General features: G+C 52.1%; 19 protein-coding genes. 4 read left to right on the top strand and 15 right to left on the bottom strand.

Annotated features, from left to right (window positions below; all coding sequences use genetic code 11):
- Positions 1-27 precede the first annotated feature (27 nt).
- Positions 28-1,128: an Acg family FMN-binding oxidoreductase gene (locus tag AC2FF7_RS00235; protein ID WP_480868632.1), complete on the top strand. Its 1,101-nt coding sequence runs from the start codon at positions 28-30 to the stop codon at positions 1,126-1,128.
- Entirely contained in the window at positions 1,118-1,567 is a 450-nt protein-coding gene (locus AC2FF7_RS00230) for a MarR family winged helix-turn-helix transcriptional regulator (RefSeq protein ID WP_480868633.1), read from the top strand. Before AC2FF7_RS00235 ends, AC2FF7_RS00230 begins: the two co-directional genes overlap by 11 nt.
- A 37-nt stretch (positions 1,568-1,604) precedes the next feature.
- On the opposite strand, the gene AC2FF7_RS00225 is transcribed toward AC2FF7_RS00230, so the two are convergent.
- From AC2FF7_RS00225 to AC2FF7_RS00185, 9 genes are all read right to left on the bottom strand, one after another.
- The gene (locus tag AC2FF7_RS00225; RefSeq protein ID WP_480868635.1) at positions 1,605-2,315 is read right to left on the bottom strand and encodes a hypothetical protein; all 711 of its coding nucleotides are present in this window, start codon (positions 2,313-2,315) and stop codon (positions 1,605-1,607) included.
- A 103-nt stretch (positions 2,316-2,418) separates the two neighbouring features.
- Positions 2,419-3,591 carry an adenylate/guanylate cyclase domain-containing protein gene (locus AC2FF7_RS00220; protein ID WP_480868637.1) on the bottom strand — a complete coding sequence of 391 codons (1,173 nt, stop codon included), beginning with the start codon at positions 3,589-3,591 and terminating at the stop codon, positions 2,419-2,421.
- Between the two features lie 127 nt (positions 3,592-3,718).
- Positions 3,719-4,273, bottom strand: a complete 555-nt coding sequence (locus tag AC2FF7_RS00215; RefSeq protein WP_496905005.1) for a CIA30 family protein — start codon at positions 4,271-4,273, stop codon at positions 3,719-3,721.
- An 11-nt stretch (positions 4,274-4,284) separates the two neighbouring features.
- Positions 4,285-4,725 carry a TspO/MBR family protein gene (locus AC2FF7_RS00210; RefSeq protein ID WP_496850391.1) on the bottom strand — a complete coding sequence of 147 codons (441 nt, stop codon included), beginning with the start codon at positions 4,723-4,725 and terminating at the stop codon, positions 4,285-4,287.
- Between the two features lie 25 nt (positions 4,726-4,750).
- Complete coding sequence (locus AC2FF7_RS00205; RefSeq protein WP_480868640.1) at positions 4,751-5,254, bottom strand: aggregation factor core; 504 nt, start codon at positions 5,252-5,254, stop codon at positions 4,751-4,753.
- Positions 5,255-5,390: 136 nt separating this feature from the next.
- Positions 5,391-5,774 (bottom strand): nuclear transport factor 2 family protein, encoded by a 384-nt coding sequence (locus AC2FF7_RS00200; protein WP_496905004.1) that lies wholly within the window; start codon positions 5,772-5,774, stop codon positions 5,391-5,393.
- 144 nt (positions 5,775-5,918) lie between these two features.
- Positions 5,919-6,299, bottom strand: a complete 381-nt coding sequence (locus tag AC2FF7_RS00195; protein WP_480868641.1) for a VOC family protein — start codon at positions 6,297-6,299, stop codon at positions 5,919-5,921.
- On the bottom strand, positions 6,300-7,313 hold the full coding sequence (locus tag AC2FF7_RS00190) for a zinc-binding alcohol dehydrogenase family protein (protein ID WP_496905003.1): 1,014 nt from the start codon (positions 7,311-7,313) through the stop codon (positions 6,300-6,302).
- Positions 7,314-7,339: 26 nt separating this feature from the next.
- Positions 7,340-7,630, bottom strand: coding sequence for a putative quinol monooxygenase (locus AC2FF7_RS00185; RefSeq protein ID WP_170756444.1), 291 nt, complete (start codon positions 7,628-7,630; stop codon positions 7,340-7,342).
- A 104-nt stretch (positions 7,631-7,734) separates the two neighbouring features.
- Between AC2FF7_RS00185 and AC2FF7_RS00180 the strand changes: the two genes are divergently transcribed.
- Positions 7,735-8,622, top strand: coding sequence for a LysR family transcriptional regulator (locus tag AC2FF7_RS00180; RefSeq protein ID WP_170756445.1), 888 nt, complete (start codon positions 7,735-7,737; stop codon positions 8,620-8,622).
- Positions 8,623-8,654: 32 nt separating this feature from the next.
- Here the strand turns inward: AC2FF7_RS00180 and AC2FF7_RS00175 are convergent, their stop codons facing one another.
- The 5 genes from AC2FF7_RS00175 to AC2FF7_RS00155 all read right to left on the bottom strand — a co-directional run bounded on the left by AC2FF7_RS00175 (position 8,655) and on the right by AC2FF7_RS00155 (position 16,872).
- The gene (locus AC2FF7_RS00175) at positions 8,655-9,560 is read right to left on the bottom strand and encodes a haloalkane dehalogenase (RefSeq protein ID WP_480868645.1); all 906 of its coding nucleotides are present in this window, start codon (positions 9,558-9,560) and stop codon (positions 8,655-8,657) included.
- A 229-nt stretch (positions 9,561-9,789) separates the two neighbouring features.
- Entirely contained in the window at positions 9,790-11,679 is a 1,890-nt protein-coding gene (locus AC2FF7_RS00170) for an SLC13 family permease (RefSeq protein WP_480868646.1), read from the bottom strand.
- A gap of 376 nt (positions 11,680-12,055) precedes the next feature.
- Positions 12,056-13,180: an ABC transporter permease gene (locus AC2FF7_RS00165; RefSeq protein ID WP_496905002.1), complete on the bottom strand. Its 1,125-nt coding sequence runs from the start codon at positions 13,178-13,180 to the stop codon at positions 12,056-12,058.
- Complete coding sequence (rbbA, locus tag AC2FF7_RS00160; RefSeq protein ID WP_496905001.1) at positions 13,181-15,880, bottom strand: ribosome-associated ATPase/putative transporter RbbA; 2,700 nt, start codon at positions 15,878-15,880, stop codon at positions 13,181-13,183.
- Entirely contained in the window at positions 15,877-16,872 is a 996-nt protein-coding gene (locus AC2FF7_RS00155; RefSeq protein ID WP_496905000.1) for an HlyD family secretion protein, read from the bottom strand. Before AC2FF7_RS00155 ends, rbbA begins: the two co-directional genes overlap by 4 nt.
- A gap of 270 nt (positions 16,873-17,142) precedes the next feature.
- On the opposite strand from AC2FF7_RS00155, the gene AC2FF7_RS00150 reads away from it, so the two are divergent.
- A complete protein-coding gene (locus AC2FF7_RS00150) occupies positions 17,143-18,870 on the top strand; it encodes an alkaline phosphatase family protein (RefSeq protein ID WP_496904999.1) in 1,728 nt (575 codons plus the stop codon).
- Positions 18,871-19,374: 504 nt separating this feature from the next.
- Here AC2FF7_RS00150 and AC2FF7_RS00145 read toward each other — a convergent pair.
- Entirely contained in the window at positions 19,375-19,860 is a 486-nt protein-coding gene (locus AC2FF7_RS00145; protein WP_496904998.1) for a GNAT family N-acetyltransferase, read from the bottom strand.
- Between the last annotated feature and the right edge of the window lie 237 nt (positions 19,861-20,097).

Here is a 20,097-nt window from a genome sequence, read left to right as displayed (position 1 = left end):
TCGATATCGTACTACTGGAGACTCAAGATGCCAAATCGAAGACGTTTTCTCAAGATTCTAGGCGGAGGCACAATACTGGCGGCAACGGGCGCGGTTGCGTTTCTCGCTACACGCACGCCGCATGACGCGCTGGCTCCGTGGACGCCACAACCATATGACGACCCCCGCAAAGCCGCTTTGTCCTACGCGATTCTCGCCCCTAACCCGCACAACTTGCAACCTTGGCTCGTCGAGTTAGTTGGGCAAAACAAGGTTCGCATCCACCGCGATACAGATCGCGAGCTTCCGGAAACTGATCCTTACCACCGCCAGCTCTATATTGGCCTCGGCGCATTTGTTGAGACGATGGTCCTGGCGGCAGGTGCTCTCGGGTTTGATACCGAGGTCAAGTTGCTGCCAGATGGGGATGACGGGCCTATTGCAGAAGCAGTGTTTGTACCTGGAGGGGCACCCGATCCACTTTCAAATCAAATCCTCAACCGACATTCAAACAAAGAACCGTATACTGAACAGCGGCTGTCCGAGACGGAAGTGTCGGTCCTTGAAAACTACGCCACCCTGATTACCGATGAAGATTTGGTGACCCGTATTCGAGACCTTACGAAACGCGCTTTCGAAATCGAAATGCGAACACCGCAGACCTTGAAAGAATCCGTCGACCTCATGCGGATCGGGAAAGCAGAAATCAACGCCAACCCGGACGGGATTGAGTTACGCGATCCCATGCTGGAAACGCTGCGACTTACTGGCCTATTGGACAATGAGACCCTTATGAATGTTGACCACCCAGGCACTCAGTCTCACATGCGAGGCTACTTCGCTATGCTAGACGCGACGCCGCAATACGCAGTCCTCACGACAACTACAAACACGCGAAGCGATCAACTCGAAGCCGGACGTCAATTGATGCGTTTCTACCTGAAGACAACCGAAATGGGTCTGGGCGTGCATCCGGTCAGTCAGGCCCTTCAGGAATATCCCGAGATGGCCGATGAATACGATCTTGCGCATGAGCTTCTTGCGTCACCGGGCCACACGGTGCAAATGTTGCTGCGTTTGGGGTATGGACCCGAGCCAATTGCCACACCCCGCTGGCCTCTGGAGACACGAATTCTGAATGAAGCCTGAAGATGAGACCAACGAAGTCTACCGGTTCTTCACCGAGGTCGGGATCATCAACCAGCTGATCTCGACCAAGCTTGAAGCGTTCTTACCTGGCAGAATGACCGCTACCCAATTTGGCATATTGGGCCACCTGGTCCGGCGCCCCGAGGGGGAAACGCCACTACAGCTGTCGAACGCTTTTCAAGTGCCCAAGACGTCGATGACGCACATGCTCGCGAGCCTCGAAAACCATGCCCTGATTACCCTTGAAACCAACCCCAATGACAAGCGTTCGAAAATAGCCCGGTCCACGCCGCAAGGTGCGGAGTTTTTGAAAGCTTCTATGGAACGGATGTCTGAAGCCCTGGCTCCAGTTTTGTCCGAACTCGGGCCCGAACCGTTCCATAGGTCTTTGCCCAATTTGACGCTCATACGTGAAACGCTAGACAGCGAGCGCGACTAGCCGTAACCTGCATCGCCCCAAGCAAGCAGCCAAATTCTCAAAAGATCATACAATCCGCGCCCGGAGGCAGAGGCGGCGATCCTTCAGGTAAGGTGGGTGTGTAGTCAAATGTCACAATCTTCGCGCCACCGTCGAACGCCACGAACAGTTGGTTAGATCCCGGCCTAATGGCGATGCCTTCCGGGTCAGTTCCGAATTCCAACAGGCTTTGCTGGGCGAGCAGTTGGCCATCTGCCGTGAACTCATACAGGCTGTTTGACCCTTCCCAGTCATCAACGATCAACATGTGACCGGTTCGTGGGTCAATTGCGATGCCCTGTGCCTCGCTTAAGGGGGGAGAGAGCTTCATGGTATCCAACCTTGCCGTAAGGACGCCTTCTGAAGTGAACCAAGACAATCGTTCCGGATCATCTTCTACGGTCACGATCTGCCCCTTTGCATTGATCGCGATCCCTTCGGTATCCGCAAATCCACCTTCAAGTTCAAAGGGTGCTCCTAAAGTGACTCCTTCCTTCGTGAGACGTTGGAGGCTGCCAAGACCGTCGCCTACCAACAAGTGATCTCCTTCGATAGCAATTGCCTTGATACGGAAGAGATCGCTGGATATGCGGCGCAACTCATCACCTTGCAATGTAACGAGAATGGCCTCGGGCCCCTCGTTGGCAATCCACAAGCCACAAAACGTTGGATCGTAGTCAAGGCTTGCGGGTTGGTTGAGCTCATAGCGCCCAGTTTCGCGAAGCTCCAATGCCGTGGCCGGAGAAGCCCCAGCGCAGATCAGTAAGGCTATGGTTCTTGCAAACACTCAGAATGCTCCCGGAAAGGTATGTTGTTTAAAAAAATATACCTGATTATTGCGCCCCTTCAGTGAGAAAGAACAGCTCAATGGGCTGAGCAAGGCCACGTATTTCGTGATCCCCACAGCTAACGAACATGTTCGGTGCAGCACTTGCAACGGCTAACGTCGCCAACACTCTCTGACCAATTGATTTTGTTAAGTTTTCAATTCGGCTTGCGACGTTCACCGCACCGCCCAAAACCGTAAAATCAAGCCTGCCGGGGCTACCGATGTTACCGTAGCTGACCTGCCCAACGTTGATCCCAATTCCAATGTCCAAGGGCGGTTTTTGGAACTCGTCTCGTCTAGTGTTGAGAGCGTTCAAACCACTCAGCACACTCTGCGCTGCAAGAGCCGCCATTCTGCAACGGTCGGCATGGTTTTTTTGAGCTTCAATAGTGAAGATCGACAGGATGCCATCACCCATGAACTTGAGGACGTCTCCACCGTTGTCTTCTACGGCTTTGACCACCAGATCAAAATAGTCGCTGAGCGTGTCGAAGACTTCTTCTTCCGTTGAGGTTTCGGAAAGTGCCGTAAAGCCTCGCAGATCAGAGAACATAACCACGGCATCCAGAGTTGTTCGCTCACCCCGCTTGATGTTGCCGCTCCAGACTGCCTCAGAAGGTCCATCTCCTAAATAAGTTCGAAGTAGACCTTTAGACGATTTTCGCATCGTCACAGGTTCCAAGGCGCAAGAAAGGGCCGGTAAGACCGCTTCAATCAGCCTTAGATGTTCCGTCGAGAATCCATCCGGCGCCTGTGTAATGAACGTGCAACCATGCAGCGATCCATCACCATAATAAAGCAAAGTAGCGTAGTAGTCGGTGCCGCCTTGCTCTGCAAACTCCAAATAGGATGAATGCTCTGTTTCTGAGTCCAGTTGCTGAAGACTTTTGTGAAGCGGCTTTCTATTCGCCAGAATATACTCAAATGAGCTCCCAACATAACCATCCGTCAACGTCGTCTCATGGGTGACATCGTAGCTGTCGGTGCCGTTGGGCGTCCAAACCACGCCCCAAGCAATAAGCAATGGATTGGCAAAGCGTTGGCCAATGTTTACTCGCCACAGCGGAACTCCGGCTTCGACCAAGGAGGAACAAAAGTGTGACACCACTTTTACAGGATCGCCGGAGCGACGACCTTCTGTAATCATCCATTCGGTTAGTCGGGTGACTTCTTCCATGTACCCAAGTTAGTCGCTTGCATAAGATGAGCAAAGACTATTGGAATTGCATTGTCGCTTACACTTATTGAGCCGCCTGATCTGAATTGGTTCAACAGAAGATTACAGCCCCTCGCTTGGGCGACCTTCAGTAGAAACCAATCTCGCTGACATCTACGTTGGCCTCATGATCGTGCCCGAAGGCTACAACCCCAACTGAGGTTATTGCTTCCGCATCGGGAATAGCGCGCAACATGGCACTCGAAGCCTTGAAGCCTGACAGAGGCAAATAGACTTCGGTCCAGTCTTCAGAAGTTGCGAACGCGGCCTGGTAGTATTGCCACGGAAGCACCGTGCCACGTGTTCTGAGGTGAACGAAGTATTGCTCGCCGTTTCCCCGTACCAATAGCCTGACGCCTGATACAGCCTCATCCAGTCGCTCAGACAACTTGCGTCGGAACTGGATGAAGCCCCCATTGTTTTCTGTACTCACGGTACCGGTCAGCCGCGCGAATTCAACACCACCTTCCGAACGAAACTGCACCTGTCCTGAGGAAACTCCTCCCATGACGGTGTCGGCAACGTAGTCCCAACGCGTCTCCGGAGACTTAGAAAAGTCTTCAGTCAGTTTTTCATCAGCATGAGCCATTGTGCATCCGATGATAACAAGACCTGAAACAAGCCCGATGAAGTTTGCACGCATATTGTTCCTTGTCAGTTCAGTATCGCAATGGAGAGGTTCAGCGCCGCGGCAAATGCGACCCATGCAAAGTACGGCAGGAAAGACAGTGCGGAGACCCGATCTGAATTCCTAACCTGAGTGATGAACATGACGATGGCAGCCAACAACGCGACAATGACCAAAAGGGCAAACCACGGCAGTTGCAGTACGAAAAAGGTTGGGGACCATAAAAAGTTCAGACCCATCTGCGCCCACCACAGCTTCATGGCGGTCGAGCTTCGGTCCGCTTCGAACTGACGCCAACCTACCATGGCGATTAAGACATATAGCACCGTCCAAACCGGCCCGAAAATCCAATTAGGTGGATTGAAAGCCGGTTTAGAAAGCTGCGCATACCATTCGCCAGGTGCGGTCAGTGTTCCGATCAGGATGCCGCCTCCCATCACGAGCGTAAGGAATGCTATGCGGATCAACCAATTCCACATTTTGCGATAGCTTTCAGCAGTCCCTGGTCGTCACGTTGACGAGTGCTTCGGAAGAGAAGGTCGCCGTACTGGTCTCATCCGCATCGGTATATGACACCGTGGCGCCTTCGATCTCCGACCCCGTTACGGTGATTTCGCGTTGCCCGATAGTATCATCGACATCGATGGTAAAAGCGAGTGTGTCCCCGGCTGCGAAGGAGGCGATTTCAAGTTCTATTGTATCTTGCCCGTCCACGACCGCTGGAATTTGCCGCAGAGCATCCGCACCCTCAACGAATTCGAGAGGTTGAAAGACCTCGACGCCCGCACCCTTTTCAGTAACGTCGAAAATCAGACGTCCCGCAGATTTCGACAAGTCAATTTTGAGGGTCGAGGCTTCTACTTTGCAAGCTCCGACATTTGTCAGAACAAAGCGGTCCTTGGGTGCGCCTTCAATAAAGTGAATTTGTACACCAGCTTGAAGCGAAGTAGCTGCAAATAATCCAAGGGTCGCCGCGAGAATACTCTTCGGGAGCATATTTATCTCCTTTCTAAAAGGTTCTTGATAGATACGCTTCGGCGGGCTTCTTGGATCAGACTTATACCCTTTGACTATCGTGGTTTAGCCGACAGGACCTTTCGAAGTTCCATGCACCACTGTCAGAACGGTTAAGTCAAAACATGCCATTGTCATTCTCGCTGTTTGCCGGAACCTCCTGAAGAACGTCCCAGTGTTCGACAACCTTACCTTCAGCATCCAGGCGAAAAATATCGATACCTGCGTACGCGAGACCATCGGGCCAGATTTGGTGGCAATGCAGAACAACGTGGTCGTCTTCAGCAAACGCACGTTTGATATCCACACGCTTTCCCGGATATTCGGCGGCCATGCGTTCGAAATATTCGACAAAGGCTTGCTTGCCGTCGCCAACATGCGGGTTGTGCTGCGTATAGGTATCACCAACAAAGATATCTATGGCTTCCGCAGGCCGACACTCATTGAACATCATTTCGTAGAAAGCAATGACATTCTTCTTGTTGGTTTCGAGGTCCAGCATGCTGATCTCCAATTCTACGCTTGTACCGCCCAAAAATGTTGGTCCGAGTAATTCTTAGAAGCAACCCGGTAATGATCTCGATCACTAATCGGCAAGAATTTACGAGCTTAGTTTTGCGTTCCGACTATTTCGAGTGTTTATCCCTTACTCGATTTCTTCAAAGTCTATGTGAATGTGATTTCCATCAGGATCGGCCACATGGATTTGCACCATTCCAGCCCCCGAGACATCAGTTTTGCGATACTGGATTTGACACGAGATCAGTTTTTCTTCGAATGCTCTTAACCCTGTGGCTGAGAGCGCAAAATGCTCGAGCTTGAGCTTTACTTCGGAGCCGACATTAGGCGTTCCTTCGTGACCCACAAGATGAACCACTGCGTGATCACCCGCATACAACCAAGCTCCGGGAAACTGAAACTCAGGGCGGGCCCCGAGTTTCAAACCCAAGACGTCTTCATACCAAGCAACCATGTCAGGCAACCTAGTCGTCACGATGTTCACATGATCCAGCCGTTCAATTCTCATCTAAAAACCCTCAAGCACGAGCTTTCCTTTGGCCTTTCCGCTTTCAAGGATAGCATGCGCTTTCATTAAGTTTGCAGCATTGATTGTACCAAGTGTATCGGTCGCTGTGGATATGATCTTTCCATCATCTATCAACCCGGCGACCTGATTCAGGATTTCGCTTTGACGATTCATATCTCTAGTCCCGAAAAGCGACCGAGTGTACATGAACTCCCAATGCAATGAGATCGATTTGTGTTTGAACGGCGCGATGTCGAAGGTCTCAGGATCATCGATCAACCCAAAGCGACCTTGGGGTGTCATCACCTGTCCAACTTGGGGCGCATAAAGCTGAGAATGGTTTGTCGAATAGATGAAATCCACGCTGTCGATACCAAGAGCCTCGAGTTGTGAGCCAAAAGGTTCTGAGTGGTTGATGACATGGTGTGCGCCAAGCTCTCGAACCCAGTCTTGTGTCTCGGGTCGAGACGCAGTGGCAATCACCGTCAAGTCAGTGAGAGCCCGCGCCAATTGAATGGTGATTGATCCGACACCACCTGCGCCACCAATAACCAGCAATGTATTGGTCCCGCCGGAAACGGCATCCCGGACTCGCAAGCGGTCGAACAGCATCTCAAAAGCAGTGAGTGTCGTAAGCGGCATCGCCGCAGCCGCTTTTGCCGGTATGGATTTTGGCGCGGCTCCGACAATACGTTCATCCACCAGATGAAACTCGGCATTGGTCCCCGGTCGGTTGATCGCCCCGGCGTACCAAACCGTATCGCCCGGACTGAAAGTCTCCACCGCTTCTCCAACGGCTTCGACGACGCCTACTGCGTCCCACCCCAGAATATCAGGCGCTGGACCCGCAGGAGCACGTTTTTGCCGAATTTTCGTATCAACCGGGTTCACTGACACGGCCTGCACCTTCACCAACAAGTCGTGCCCCTTTGGCGTCGGTTTGTCGGCCTCGAAATCGATTAAGGCGTCCGCCCGATCAATCGACCCCGTCTCACGGTATCCCACGGCTTTCATAACGTGCTCCTTTGTTCGGTTCTGTATCAACCGATGATTGTCATCTCATTCAACGTGAATTCTGCCACGGCGCCCTCTGTTGCTTCCAGGTAAGCCGCAAGGTGCTGAGCACCCATGTGGGTTTGCCAAAGTTCTCGGCTTTCCCAATTTTCGTAGAACACGAAATGAGCCGGGTTGTCGTTGTCCTGGTGCAGGTCGTAGTTAATACAACCCTCTTCGGCACGGGTTGTGTCGATGAGCTTGATCAGCTCACCCTTTACGAGGTCGATCTTGTCGGGGTTGGCTTTGATGTTGGCGAGGATTGTCAGCTTGGCCATTGGAATAGGTCCCTTGTGTTCTTCAGCGATGCGCAAGATTTACGCCGCAGTACTTTCGGGATAAACAGGGCATAATCGAACATATAATACGGAAATTCCGTTTAATGCTTTTAGACAATCTTCGCTTGTTTCTGACCATAGCCGAGAAAGGCAGTCTTGTGGCCGCGGCGCGCGAAACAGGGATGTCGAGCACAACAGTATCCGAGCGGCTCGCGGCTCTGGAGGCACATTACGGTGTGGTTTTGTTCAACCGTACCACCCGTTCCATTAGCCTGACCGAAGAAGGCCGGACACTCGCTGACGGAGCAAGAAGCGTACTTAGTGAGGTTGCGGACCTGGATACGCTTGTTCGGCACGGCGCCGAAACTCTGTCTGGTCCAATTCGCATAAGCGCGCCGATTGACTTGGGACGGAGCATTGTTTCCGAGGTTGTCGCCGAATTCACCGAGGAGAACCCTGCCGTCTCAATCGAACTATCCCTCTCGGACGGCTATGTTGACCTTGTCGGCCAGGGTTTCGACCTTGCCGTTCGCTTCGGCAACATAACAGACAGCTCGCTCAGGTTGCGAAATCTAGGAAGCTACCAACGTTTCGTATGTGCATCCCCAAGTTACCTGGCCTTATTCGGAACGCCTGAAAAACCAGAAGATCTATTAGGCCACAACTGCTTGGCTATGAGGTTTGGCGACATGATCGACAACGTTTGGGAGTTTGGATCAGGACCAAATGCCCAGCGCGTATCGGTAAAGGGAAATCGAATAGTCAATGATGGTTCCCTCATCCGCGATTGGGCGATTGCAGGCCATGGGGTCGTCTTGAAGTCGGAGTTGGATGTAGGCGACGATGTTCGATCTGGCAGACTTGTTTCTCTCTTGCGCGACTTCCTCCCACCGCCGAAACCTTTGCAAATGATGTTTCCGCCGAGCCGAGCCCAACCACGTCGAATAACGGCCTTGACCGAGCATTTGCGTCGCAAATTTGGTGTGAGTTGAGGCCACAGGGTAAGACACTGAATTGATAGCCGCTATGTTTGCTCAATGAATTTCAAAGTCGCCTGTGCCAGCGTTCTGCCAGCATCTTCTTGAATGAAATGCCCCGCTTTAGGCACAACGGCATGATTTTGGCCAGCTGCCCCAGGGATCGACTTTTGGATCAGTTTGTCTACCCCCGCCATGACCCTATCGTCTTCTCCAAAAACATTCAGAAACGGAGTGTTTAAGGTCTTGAGGGTTTCCCATGCGGCTCGGTTGGCATCGGAAGCTGGATTTTCGGGTTTGTCGGGCACCAACATTGGAAACTCTCGAGCGCCTGCCAGATAGCGCGCATCCGGGAATGGTGCGTTATAGGCTGCAACCTCTTCATCTGAAATCTTCGATGTTGTGCCGCCGAATACGATACGGCCCGAATTGAGTTCAGACACAGATTGTGAGTATTCCCGCCATGAAAGAAATGCATCCCCCAAGGGGACGTCACCGGTGGGCAGAGCCGTGTTCGCCACTACCACACGAGCAAAACGCTTGGGCATACTCGCAACCAGCCGCAAGCCAATGAGTCCGCCCCAATCCTGGCAAACCAATGTGATGCCCGTCAGGTCAACTTTCCGCAACCATTCGGACATCCAGTCTACATGGCGTTGGTAAGTGTAATCGGATCGCTCAGTGGGCTTGTCCGACCGTCCAAACCCAATCAAATCAGGAGCCAGAACTCGATGACCCGCATCTTTGAATAACGGAATAATGTGCCGATACACGAAGCACCAGGTTGGCTCTCCATGCATCAATAATACTGGCGGTGCCTGCGCCGGTCCCTCGTCCAAATAGTGCAGTCGGAGAAGACCGCCCTCGGTATCATCCACATCAAGATAGTTCGGGCCAAAGTCGAAATCTGGCAATCCGTCAAACCGATGCTCAGGTGTGCGAAGGAATCTCATCGTGAACTCTCCACAAATGCCGACGGTCTTGGTCCAACAACAGTGATCGATAAAATTAAAACGGTCCAGTTCCAGCGTATACCGACTTCAGGTTTGGTTGAGTTGGACGCGTTACTTCGGTCCCTCGCGGAGGAGGCCATTTTCGCAGGCGTCTTGAACCTGCGCCAAAAAAATTGGTCTCAAAAACCTTATATTGCGAGTTGGTCTGAACGGATCGCCGAGAGGCGGCTCAGAAGAAAATCGTAAGCCCGGTCATTGAGACAACCAAGAAAAGGAGAGTCATAATTCCGCCCGAGCGAACAAAATCGACCACCCGATAGCCTGCTGGACCCATGATCAACGCGTTCACCTGGTGGGTTGGGATCAAAAATGAGTTGGACGTTGAAATTGCCACTGTGAGAGCAAATACAGCCGGGTTACCACCCGCCGATATGGCGATAGAAACCGCCAGCGGCACCAGCAGAACAGTTGCACCCACGTTCGACATGACCAGCGTGAACGCCGTTGCCAAAACGGCGATCCCTGCTTGCAAAGACCAGATCGGCCACCCCTTCAGGAGGGCCAACACATGCGCGGCAATCCAATCCGCAGTGCCGGTGTTTTGAACTGCTTGGCCCAACGGGATCAGCGAAGCCAGTAGAAAGACTGTGCTCCAACTTATCGACTCGTAGGCTTCGTCAATCGAGAGCACCCGGCTCAACACCATCCCAATAGCGCCGATCAACAGGCATAATGACAAGCGCAGATCGGAAAACAGAATTAAGCTCAACGCTATTAGGAAGAAAGCAAGCGCCCAGCCGACCTTGTGTGGCCGTAACTCTTCTTGGGGAAAGTCTGAAGTTACGACAACAAAATCCCTGTCCGACTTCAGTCGTGTCAGACGGTCCCACTGCACGTGAACCACACACGTATCACCGGCCTGCAAAGCGACTTGCCCGATATGTGTGGCTGAATGATCCTCGGTTTCAACGTGGCTCAGTGTTTCTTCTCCGCGCTGAATGGCCAAAAGAGACAAACCATGTGTCTGACGGAGGCGCAAATCAATCGGAGTCTGGCCGATCACTGAAGAACCGGGCGGAACAACAACCTCGGCCACCCCGGATTGGGTCGCGGCGAAATCATCCGCAAAGACATCTAGTTGGGGTAGGATCTCTAATCCGTAAGGCTCAGCAAACTGATGCTCAACCACCCGACGCAGGCCAAGCACTGCGAGCCGCGCAGGGGCTTCGATCTTGGTATCCGCCATTGGCGCGATGACCTTGTGGCCGCGATAGGATGTGCCAAGAATGTACATGTTATGGGCCACCATTAGATCCGCGAGCGTTTGCCCGATGATTATTGAGCCTTCAGGAACACGTATCTCGAACATATCGGCCCTAAGCCCATAGGTATTTTCGACGTATGTTTGCATGGACCGAGCTGAGCTTGCGTCTTCTCCGCGCTCTCGCTGCGCTGGGAGGACCCAACGACCAAAGAGCACAAAGTAAAGCACCCCTGTCAGCACCAGCATCACACCGATAGGCGTGACTGAAAACAACCTAAATGTCTTCATTTGTTGGTCAGCCGGAAGGGATGAGTTTGCTGAAACAATCAGGTCATTCAACAGGATGAGGGGCGACGACCCGACCAATGTAATCGTACCACCCAGAATCGCGCAAAACCCCATGGGCATTAGCAACCTACTCATAGGGATTTCCGTACGTGCTGAGATACGGCTAACAACGGGTAGAAAGAGCGCAGCAGCTCCAACGTTCTGCATGAAAGAGCTGATGACACCAACAGTTGTTGATATGATTGGGATGATCCGGGCCTCTGTCGTGCCACCATTCTTGAGGATCAAGGCCGCAACCTTTGACATAAGTCCGGTCTTATCAAGCCCAGCCCCAATTACCATAACTGCGATGATTGACATCACAGCGTTCGAGGAAAAACCTTCAAAGAGCCTGGAGACATCGGCAAGATTACCTAGCCCCGGTAGATAGCTCAGTGCGCCAAGCAACACCATTACAAGAATTGCTGCGACATCAATCCGTATAATCTCGGTAACAAAAAGCAAGACGGTAAAAGACAATAGACTCAGTACGGCTATCATTTCGTACGTCAGTGTTGGTAATTCCATATCGTACTCCCAACCTAACGTTACCTAACCAGCAGCAAATACGAAGGACCAACTCTGCGCCGCAGATAAGGCCAAAATCCATCAGGCCGTCTCATGCGGCTTGTTTTCTCGGATGACGGCCTTGGACTTGCCCATTTGATGCAGAAGGTATCCACACTTTCATTACAAACCTTTGAGTTTGCGACTATAGCCCTTGAAAACCTCGATTGCATCGCAATCCAGCCGTCGGCGCGTATAGTACGAACATGACTTGAGGTATTTTGGCTAACGCTCATACAGTCGCTAATGCCCTGACCTCTGCCGAGCAGATTTCCAAACTTTCTTCTGAGGCAGATCAGCTAGCGCTCCAATCTGTCACAGCCAACAGATTAGAGCGCTAGCTGATCTGAGCAAGAGAACGCCGAAAAAGCCGTAGGCTCATTAGTAACAAAGCAATTCCTAAAAACGTCATCCAAACGAATTCCGGCCAGACAGTCTCAATACCAGCGCCTTTGAAAACAATAGCCTGACTTGCTGACATGTAATGGCGTGACGGCAAAACCAAAGTACCTGCCTGCAACCACGCTGGCTGACCTTCAATTGGGGTCTCTCCACCTGACAGCATTAGCATTGGCAACACAATCAACATGACCAGAAGCGCGAACTGCGCCATAGAGCGCGCAATGGTTGCCAGAAACACCCCAAGCGCCGTCGCAGTAAAAAGAAACAACGCCGTGCCAACCAAAAACAACATCTTGGATCCAGCGATACTGATGCCCAAAGAACCCTGCATCACAAAGGTTAGTGAAAGACCAGCCGCGACCAAAACCACTGCTGCATTCGCCCAAATTTTGGCAATGGCAATGTCAAATGGAGCAAGCGGCATGGCAAGGAGATGTTCAATGGTCCCGTGCTCTCGCTCTCTAATCATTGCCGCTCCGGTCAATATAGTTGTGAGCCACATGATCTGGCCGATCAAAGCAACGATACCAGCAAAACGTACGGTGTCTCTGTTTGGGTTGAAGGCGCTTCTTAGAATGACACTGACTGAGGGAGCATCTACTAGATCGATACCAATTGCATAGCGATGTATTTCAGCGCTCAAGATACTGGTGATGTAGTTTGCACCAATACCGGCCTGTTCCATGGCGGTTGCGTCAATAAGAACTTGAATCTCCGGACTGCGCCCTGCGCGCAGATCCTTTTCGAATCCGGGGGGCACAGCCACAACGAAAATAAAGCGCCCAGCATCCATGTACGCAGGTCCTTTTCCGGGTTCGATTTGGACGACCGGTTGGAACTCTGGTGGGAAAAACGCTGTGGCAAGTGCTCGAGAAAGTGGCGAGTCGTCTTCATCCGCAAACGCTATCGAGGCGTTGTTTATAGAACTTGCCACTCCCGTTGCTTCCATGATCGGGGCCAGCGTGAAAGACCAAACCAACAATGCCATCATCACCCAATCACGGCGCAGGCTCATCACTTCCTTCAAGCCTAGCCAGAATATGCAGTAGAAGCGCTGCATTCACTTCTCCTGCGCCCGAAGGCATAGGGCTGCGATCAGTGTCAGAACGGGTCCGAAGCAGGCGAGGGCCAGAATGTCTGGCGCAAGGGCTTCCCAACCCAAACCTTTAGTGAAGGCACCAACGTTTAGGTGTAAGAAATATGAGGAAGGCCAAAGAGAGCCCAGCACTTGTGCGCCTCCTTCAAGTGTTGAAACAGGTTGCAACAGACCTGAGAACTGAATTGTTGGGACAACTGAGGCGATGGCAGTTGCAAATGTGGCGGCCACCTGACTGGATGTCATTGTAGCGATCAACAACCCGTAGGATGTTGTTGCCCAAACGTAAAGAAGGGCACCAACAGCCAAAGGGAAAGGATTTCCTTTTAACGGCACCCCGAAAAGAAAAACGGTCATTCCGGCCAAAAGCAGAAAATTTGCGTAGGCGATCAAAATGTACGGAATTTGTTTGCCAATTAGAAATTCAAGCCGCGTGGTTGGTGTCACGTAGAAATTGACAACTGACCCCAGCTCTCGTTCCCTTGCTACGCTTACGGCAGTCAAAACAGCTGGCAGCATAATCAGCAGGATAGCAGGCATTGCCGGAGCCATCGCGGCGATGCTTTCAAAGCTCTGATTGTAGCGAAACCGGGGTTCGATCCTGGCGATATCTATCTGGCTTTTGCCGTTGTTAAGGGCATATTCCTCTAGAAATGATTGGTGCAATCCGGAAACATAGCCTTCAACCGTCTCACCCTTAAATGGGATAGCGCCGTCTACAGTTGCAAGTATCTGGGTCGGTTCACCCGTACTCATCTTTCGGTCAAAGTCAGGTGGCAACTCAACAACCAGAGAGACCTCACCTGCCACCAGACGGTCGCGCCCTTCGCTGGCGCTTTGCAGCGGCGATGTGGCTTTAAAGTAGGACGATCCAGCGAATTCAGCCGAATAAGCACGACTCTCCGGCCCCTGAGAAAGGTCAAGTACCGCGAATTCAAGCTCATCGATATCCAGCGTAATTCCAAAGCAAAAAACCAACATTAGAATAGCAGAACCCAGAAACGCGAAAGCCAGACGCACCGGGTCACGAGCTACTTCAACGGTTTCGCGCCGCGCATATGCCAATACACGCGAAAACGCTCCTCCCCCGGCGTGGGATTTGGTTCTAAAACCCACCTTTGGCGCGACAACAGAGACTGGCTTTTCTGCTGCTTCCAATATCGAAATGAAAGCGTCTTCAAGGTTATCCGCCCCTTCAACAACGATCAGTTCAGCCGGAGTACCTTCTGCTAGAACTCTACCAGCATGCATAAAAGAAACGCGATCACAGCGTTCCGCCTCACCCATGAAATGAGTGGACACAAAGATCGTTACCGACTCATTTCGCGACAGCTCAATCAACAAGTCCCAGAAGGAATCGCGCGCCTCTGGATCCACACCGGATGTTGGTTCGTCGAGTATTAGCACCCGCGGACGGTGGATCACTGCTACGGCTAGCGACAGTCGCTGTTTGATCCCTAGAGGCAGTGCCGTCGCCAACGTATGCCGGTGCTCTTCGAGCCCAAAGCGCTCAGTGAGTTCCGAAACGCGTTGTTCACGGTCGGCAATTGCAAATATCCGCGCATGCAATTGTAAGTTCTGATGTACCGACAACTCGCCATATAAGGAAAAGGCCTGGCTCATGTAGCCTATTTCACGCCTCATTTTTCGGTCATATGCATCGACAGGGTTGCCAAACAGCAGTGCTTCACCTGAGCTGGAAGGTAACAAGCCAGTCAACATCTTCATTGTCGTGGACTTGCCGCATCCGTTTGATCCTAGAAACCCGAATATCTCTCCGCGATTGATTGTGAAGTCGACGTTGTCTACGGCCGTGAAATCACCAAAGCGTCGTGTCAGTCCACGCGCAACTATCACTGGGCTTGCTTCGATCTTCCCATTCGTTTTGTTTTTCCCCGCCGGTTCGACAGGCAACTCCCGTGCTCTCAGACGCCGATATGCAATTTCGAGGTCGTCATCACTCCCTTTCAATTCGGCGGGCTTCCCATGAAAGATGACTTGACCCGCGTCCATCGCGACAATGCGGTCAAAACCGTCGGCTTCTTCCATGTACGCCGTTGAAACCAATATCGACAATTCGGGGCTTTTTGCTCGGATTGCTTCAATCAAAGCCCAGAACTGCCGACGCGACAACGGGTCGACCCCGGTCGTTGGCTCATCCAAAATCAAAAGTTTGGGGTCATGGATTAAGGCACAGCAAAGACCTAGTTTTTGCTTCATCCCACCCGAGAGCTTGCCCATCAGACGGTCTTCAAACTGCGCAAGCCCTGTCGCAGCCAATAGCGCTGCGATACGGTCATCCCGCTCTGAATGCCCTTGAGCAAAGAGACCTGAGAAGAACTCAAGGTTCTCGCGTACAGACAGCTCCGGATACAGGTTTCGACCCAGCCCTTGCGGCATGAACGCGATGGCTGGGCAAATGCTGTGTCGATGACCAGAATCGCCAATCGGGCCGCCTAAAACGTCGATATTGCCGGATTGCAGTTTCTTTGCGCCGGTGATCAAACCAAGCAGTGTAGACTTTCCCACCCCATCCGGCCCGATAAAGCCAACAAGCTGGCCGCCTGGCAGTTCTAACGAAACAGAATCCAATGCGACATGCTTGCGATAACGGTGCGTAACACCTGAAATGTTAATATCGCAGGCGTCATCCTCTACTCTCATTCGAACAGCTCTTCCGGGATGCGTTGTTCAAGCGCCTCAGGCCAAGCAGCGGCTGGGTTCAGCCGGATCACCGCGACACCGCGCAGACCGGTTTTGACGTGCTCAATCCGACTTTCAACCAAGTCTATTGGGATACGGACGCGAACGCGAAAAACCAGTTGCTCTCGCTCATCCAGGGTCTCGACCTGTTTGGGGGTGAATTGGGCCTCGGGAGAAACAAAGCTCACGTATGCAGGTATCGCATATTCCGGCAAAGCGTCGAGCACGATGCGAGCCTCAGCTCCAATGGGCAAAAGTCCGGCTTCACGCGCCGGAAGAAAAACTTCCATGTAAACATTCTCAAGGCCAAGAATAGTCAGGATTGGTTCGCCTGCGCCAACGACCTCTCCGGGTTCTGCAAGCCGGTAAAGCACGCGGCCGGGCAAAGGTGCCACTAAAGCGCTGTCTTCAATCTGCGCTTCGATCCTGCGCACTTCCGCCTCAGCGGCAGCAATACGGCTTTCTGCGGTTGCGACTCGGGCTTTGGCGGCGCCCAATACTGCTGTAGCAACCTTATGAGTGGTATCGCGATCTTCAAAAATAGTTTTGGAGATATTTTGACCTGCCAGCAACGCCGTGGCACGATCAAGCTCTTGCTCGGCCCTGCGCTGTTCGCTTTCGCGTTGCACAACGAGCGCTTCTGCTTCAGCCCTTGTCTGATTTGCCAAGGCTACTTCGGCTCTAGCCCGATCCAGGTCCGCAGATAGCTCGTCTATGTCCATTTCGGCCAGGATTTGACCGGCTGCAACCATACTGCCCTCTGTTGCCGTTACCTTCGCAACCCGGCCTGCATTAGTTGGTGCTATTTCGACTTGTTCCGCTTCAACCCGCCCGTTTCCTTGCACAAATCCGACCGGCAATTCATCGCCATCCTGGGCAACAACGACATACAGCAACGCACCAGCAATTACCAAACCAGCCAAAATAAGAAAAACCGATAGGTTTTTGGTCATAGCGTTTTACCTGAGACAGGGTTTCTGGCGCAGAGTTTAGTGTCTCAAAAGACTCAAAGCCTTGTTTTGGATCAAAACCGATCCGGGCACCTCTGTTCCAAGCAATTGTTTGTATGAACACTGGTTTGGGTGTTGCAGGCTCTTTCGCGGTGGGTTGGAAGAAGTAGACGTGAAGCGGTTTTGCTATCAGTTTGGTATTGAAGAGGGTTGTTCTAGCGCGCAATTGCGGTCGCGACTGACCTGCTGCGCAATACAGCGAAAGGAAGCACTATGACCAAAACACTGAGAGTTTGTTTGTCTTTGTGGTTGGTTGCAGTCGCTCCTGCGTATGCGCAAGAACCTCCTCGTCTCGTTTTGCAGCTGACCGTTGACGCGTTTCGGGGCGATCTGCCGACACGCTACTTTGAGAATCTTGGGGAGGGTGGCCTTAAGTATTTACTAGAAAACGGTGTACACTATCTGGACGCCCATCATTGCCATGCCAATACAGAGACGGTTGTCGGACACGCCACATTGGCGACCGGGGCAACTCCGGCAGTACACGGGATGATCGGAAACATCTGGTTCGACAGAACCTTGGACCGCGTTGTCTACAACGTTGAAGACAGCACCGCTCCGCTTCTTGGAGATGGCGCTGGCGTCAATGACGATATTGAAATTGACCCAACACGGGCGGCAGCTGGCACAGATGGCCGGTCACCACGCGCTATGCTTGTTACGACGCTCTCGGACGAATTAAGCGCTTCCACTGCTGGTGCGGCCAAAGTCTTTGGAGTTGCAATCAAAGACCGTGGGGCAATTACAATGGCGGGACAAAGCGGCAAAGCCTTCTGGTTCTCAAAAGCCGCAAATCGTTTTGTCACAAGCACCTATTACTATGACAAATACCCAGATTGGGTTTCCTCATGGAATGACGCATCGCCGAGCGCCTCCTTTGAAGGAACCTCTTGGGAGTTGATGCACCCAAAGGAAGCCTATCTCTTTGGCGACCGTGACAACCAACCATGGGAGACGGATGTCGCCGGGTTCGGCATAACCTTTCCTCATCGCTATTCTTCGACGCAAAATGGGTTTGACCCGCTGGAAAATCCCTATTTTACGACCTTTTTAACGCTTAGCCCCGCTGGCGACGATCTGACGGCGCAATTTGCCAAACGATTGATTGCTGCCGAGGATATCGGGCAAGACGCGGTAACGGATTATCTGGCGATTAGCTTCTCGTCCGTGGATTACGTCAACCATGTGTTTGGCCCCTCCAGTCTTGAAGCCGAGGACACGATATACCGCCTCGATCAGACTCTCATGAATCTCTTCGCGTTTATCGACGAACGGATTGGGCTGGAAAACGTTTTGATCGTTCTATCGGCGGACCACGGCACCACCGATGCGCCGGGCTATTTGGAGAGTGTTGGCATCCAAACTGGCCTTGTTGCTCCGGACACATGGGACCCGACGGAACAGATAGCCAGGCTTAAGGAGCGGTTTGGGATCACCGGGAAACTGCTTGAGGGTTATAATCACCCCTATCTCAATATCGCCCCCGAAGTATTGGCTCGCCGTGATATTGATTTACCAACGCTGGAGTCAGCTATTGCAGAAGAGCTTCTATCCTTTACCGATGTGGCATTCGCCGTCCCCAGTACGGCTATCGAAGCAAACCTCCTGCCCGATACCGACATCATGCGCCGGATCCGCAACAATTATAATCCGACCCGATCCGGGAACATATACGTAGTCTTCAAACCCGGCTGGTTCATCGCAGACTTCGATGGTTTGTCCGTCACATCCACCCACGGGTCACCGTGGCGCGGTGACACACATGTGCCGATTTTCTTTGCTGGAGCGAACTTAAAACCGCACCGGGTTGCACGCCGGGTTTGTACGACTGCTATCGCATCCACACTGTCTGCATTATTAAGTACGGCACGTCCTAATGGTGCGAGCGGTGAAGTCCTACAAGAAGTCTTGGATTGGACCGCTGTGAAGCGCGAGCCCTGATACTGAAACACGCTAGGCCTGGCCGCGACGGCATCGTCCACAAGGCGTGCATTGATCGGAATTCACTAAACCGCCACCTCACTTCCAGGTATTGCAATGCAAAAATTAGTCTCCAGGCTAATATACGATGTGGAAGAAGGCATTTTGGGTAAGCCCACAGCTGTAGGTGCGCGCATAACGCTGCATTCCTAACACTGATTTTATTCAGAAAATCTCGGGGGCTTCGCCCATAATTTTGCGCAGCATTTGCGCATAAGTTTGCACGATTTGCCCATAAGTTTGCACGGTTCACTATACACGCTCAAACTTCGATTGTTGTAGCGTAATTCGATCAACTTTAACGCATCAAAACTCAATCAAAAGTGCATTCTGACTAGTAAAGTTCAACCCAAAACCGAACAACACAACTCAATTGAGAGGTCGCGGCAGATCCCTTTCAATGTAGCGCTGCTCGGTCGGCCTTGAATGTCCACTCACCGAGGCTCAACCAAAGAACAGAACGGTTCAAAGATGCATGGACATTTCGTGCCAAGTCATTCCGCCATGATCAGAGGTTGATCGGCGAAGATACTTGTACCCAAATCTCTGATAAAGCGGGACGTGATGCTCTTTGCACATAAGGTAGATCGCGGATTTGCCCATTTTTCTCATACGGCCGACGAATTCAGTCATCAATGCCCGCGATAGGCCTTTTCCTTGATGCTCCGGATCCACGACGACAGACATAATAACGACATTTGGCGCGTCGGGGTCATGCCCTACAAGCTCTTTGAATTCCTCATTAGACATTTCGACGTCGTATGCACATCCACAATTCACAAAGCCGACGATCTCGCCTTCGACCTCAAGAACAAGGAAACCATCGGGATAGACCTCGATTCTCTTTGCTATCTTTTCGAGGGTAGCCGCTTCGCCGCCTTCATAGGCATCAGTCTCGATCTCAAAGCATCGAATTGCATCAGAGGGTTGGGCGTTTCGAATTCGGCTCATGCATTTACACTATGAACGATGGGTCAAGTTGTATAGCCGCCGTCGGTTTTGCTCGCATCATTGCTCAATCTGCGCTCGGCGCAGACACTCACTGCACTTACCCCTGGCGGCAGCTTTGCGGTCAATGTTGCCCCAGGCGCGGATACATTCTTTTCATCCCACAACAACGCAGCACACCCTTGACCGTAATCAGTTGCACATTTAGTCAAGTTTGATCTGCCCGCTGAGACGACCCGG

The organism is Ruegeria sp. YTSC325 (assembly GCF_059609525.1).
The sequence above is the reverse complement of the archived record's forward strand: the minus strand, read 5'-3'. Positions and strand labels throughout refer to the sequence as shown.

Coding starts and splice junctions, on each gene's coding strand:
- AC2FF7_RS00180 (WP_170756445.1), top strand. CDS start 7,735: ATGCTTTTAGACAATCTTCGCTTGTTTCTGACCATAGCCGAGAAAGGC.
- AC2FF7_RS00155 (WP_496905000.1), bottom strand. CDS start 16,872: ATGACCAAAAACCTATCGGTTTTTCTTATTTTGGCTGGTTTGGTAATT.
- rbbA (WP_496905001.1), bottom strand. CDS start 15,880: ATGAGAGTAGAGGATGACGCCTGCGATATTAACATTTCAGGTGTTACG.
- AC2FF7_RS00145 (WP_496904998.1), bottom strand. CDS start 19,860: ATGAGCCGAATTCGAAACGCCCAACCCTCTGATGCAATTCGATGCTTT.
- AC2FF7_RS00235 (WP_480868632.1), top strand. CDS start 28: ATGCCAAATCGAAGACGTTTTCTCAAGATTCTAGGCGGAGGCACAATA.
- AC2FF7_RS00220 (WP_480868637.1), bottom strand. CDS start 3,591: ATGGAAGAAGTCACCCGACTAACCGAATGGATGATTACAGAAGGTCGT.
- AC2FF7_RS00175 (WP_480868645.1), bottom strand. CDS start 9,560: ATGAGATTCCTTCGCACACCTGAGCATCGGTTTGACGGATTGCCAGAT.
- AC2FF7_RS00185 (WP_170756444.1), bottom strand. CDS start 7,630: ATGGCCAAGCTGACAATCCTCGCCAACATCAAAGCCAACCCCGACAAG.
- AC2FF7_RS00205 (WP_480868640.1), bottom strand. CDS start 5,254: ATGCTCCCGAAGAGTATTCTCGCGGCGACCCTTGGATTATTTGCAGCT.
- AC2FF7_RS00200 (WP_496905004.1), bottom strand. CDS start 5,774: ATGCTGGACCTCGAAACCAACAAGAAGAATGTCATTGCTTTCTACGAA.
- AC2FF7_RS00165 (WP_496905002.1), bottom strand. CDS start 13,180: ATGCAGCGCTTCTACTGCATATTCTGGCTAGGCTTGAAGGAAGTGATG.
- AC2FF7_RS00215 (WP_496905005.1), bottom strand. CDS start 4,273: ATGCGTGCAAACTTCATCGGGCTTGTTTCAGGTCTTGTTATCATCGGA.
- AC2FF7_RS00150 (WP_496904999.1), top strand. CDS start 17,143: ATGACCAAAACACTGAGAGTTTGTTTGTCTTTGTGGTTGGTTGCAGTC.
- AC2FF7_RS00170 (WP_480868646.1), bottom strand. CDS start 11,679: ATGGAATTACCAACACTGACGTACGAAATGATAGCCGTACTGAGTCTA.
- AC2FF7_RS00190 (WP_496905003.1), bottom strand. CDS start 7,313: ATGAAAGCCGTGGGATACCGTGAGACGGGGTCGATTGATCGGGCGGAC.
- AC2FF7_RS00195 (WP_480868641.1), bottom strand. CDS start 6,299: ATGAGAATTGAACGGCTGGATCATGTGAACATCGTGACGACTAGGTTG.
- AC2FF7_RS00230 (WP_480868633.1), top strand. CDS start 1,118: ATGAAGCCTGAAGATGAGACCAACGAAGTCTACCGGTTCTTCACCGAG.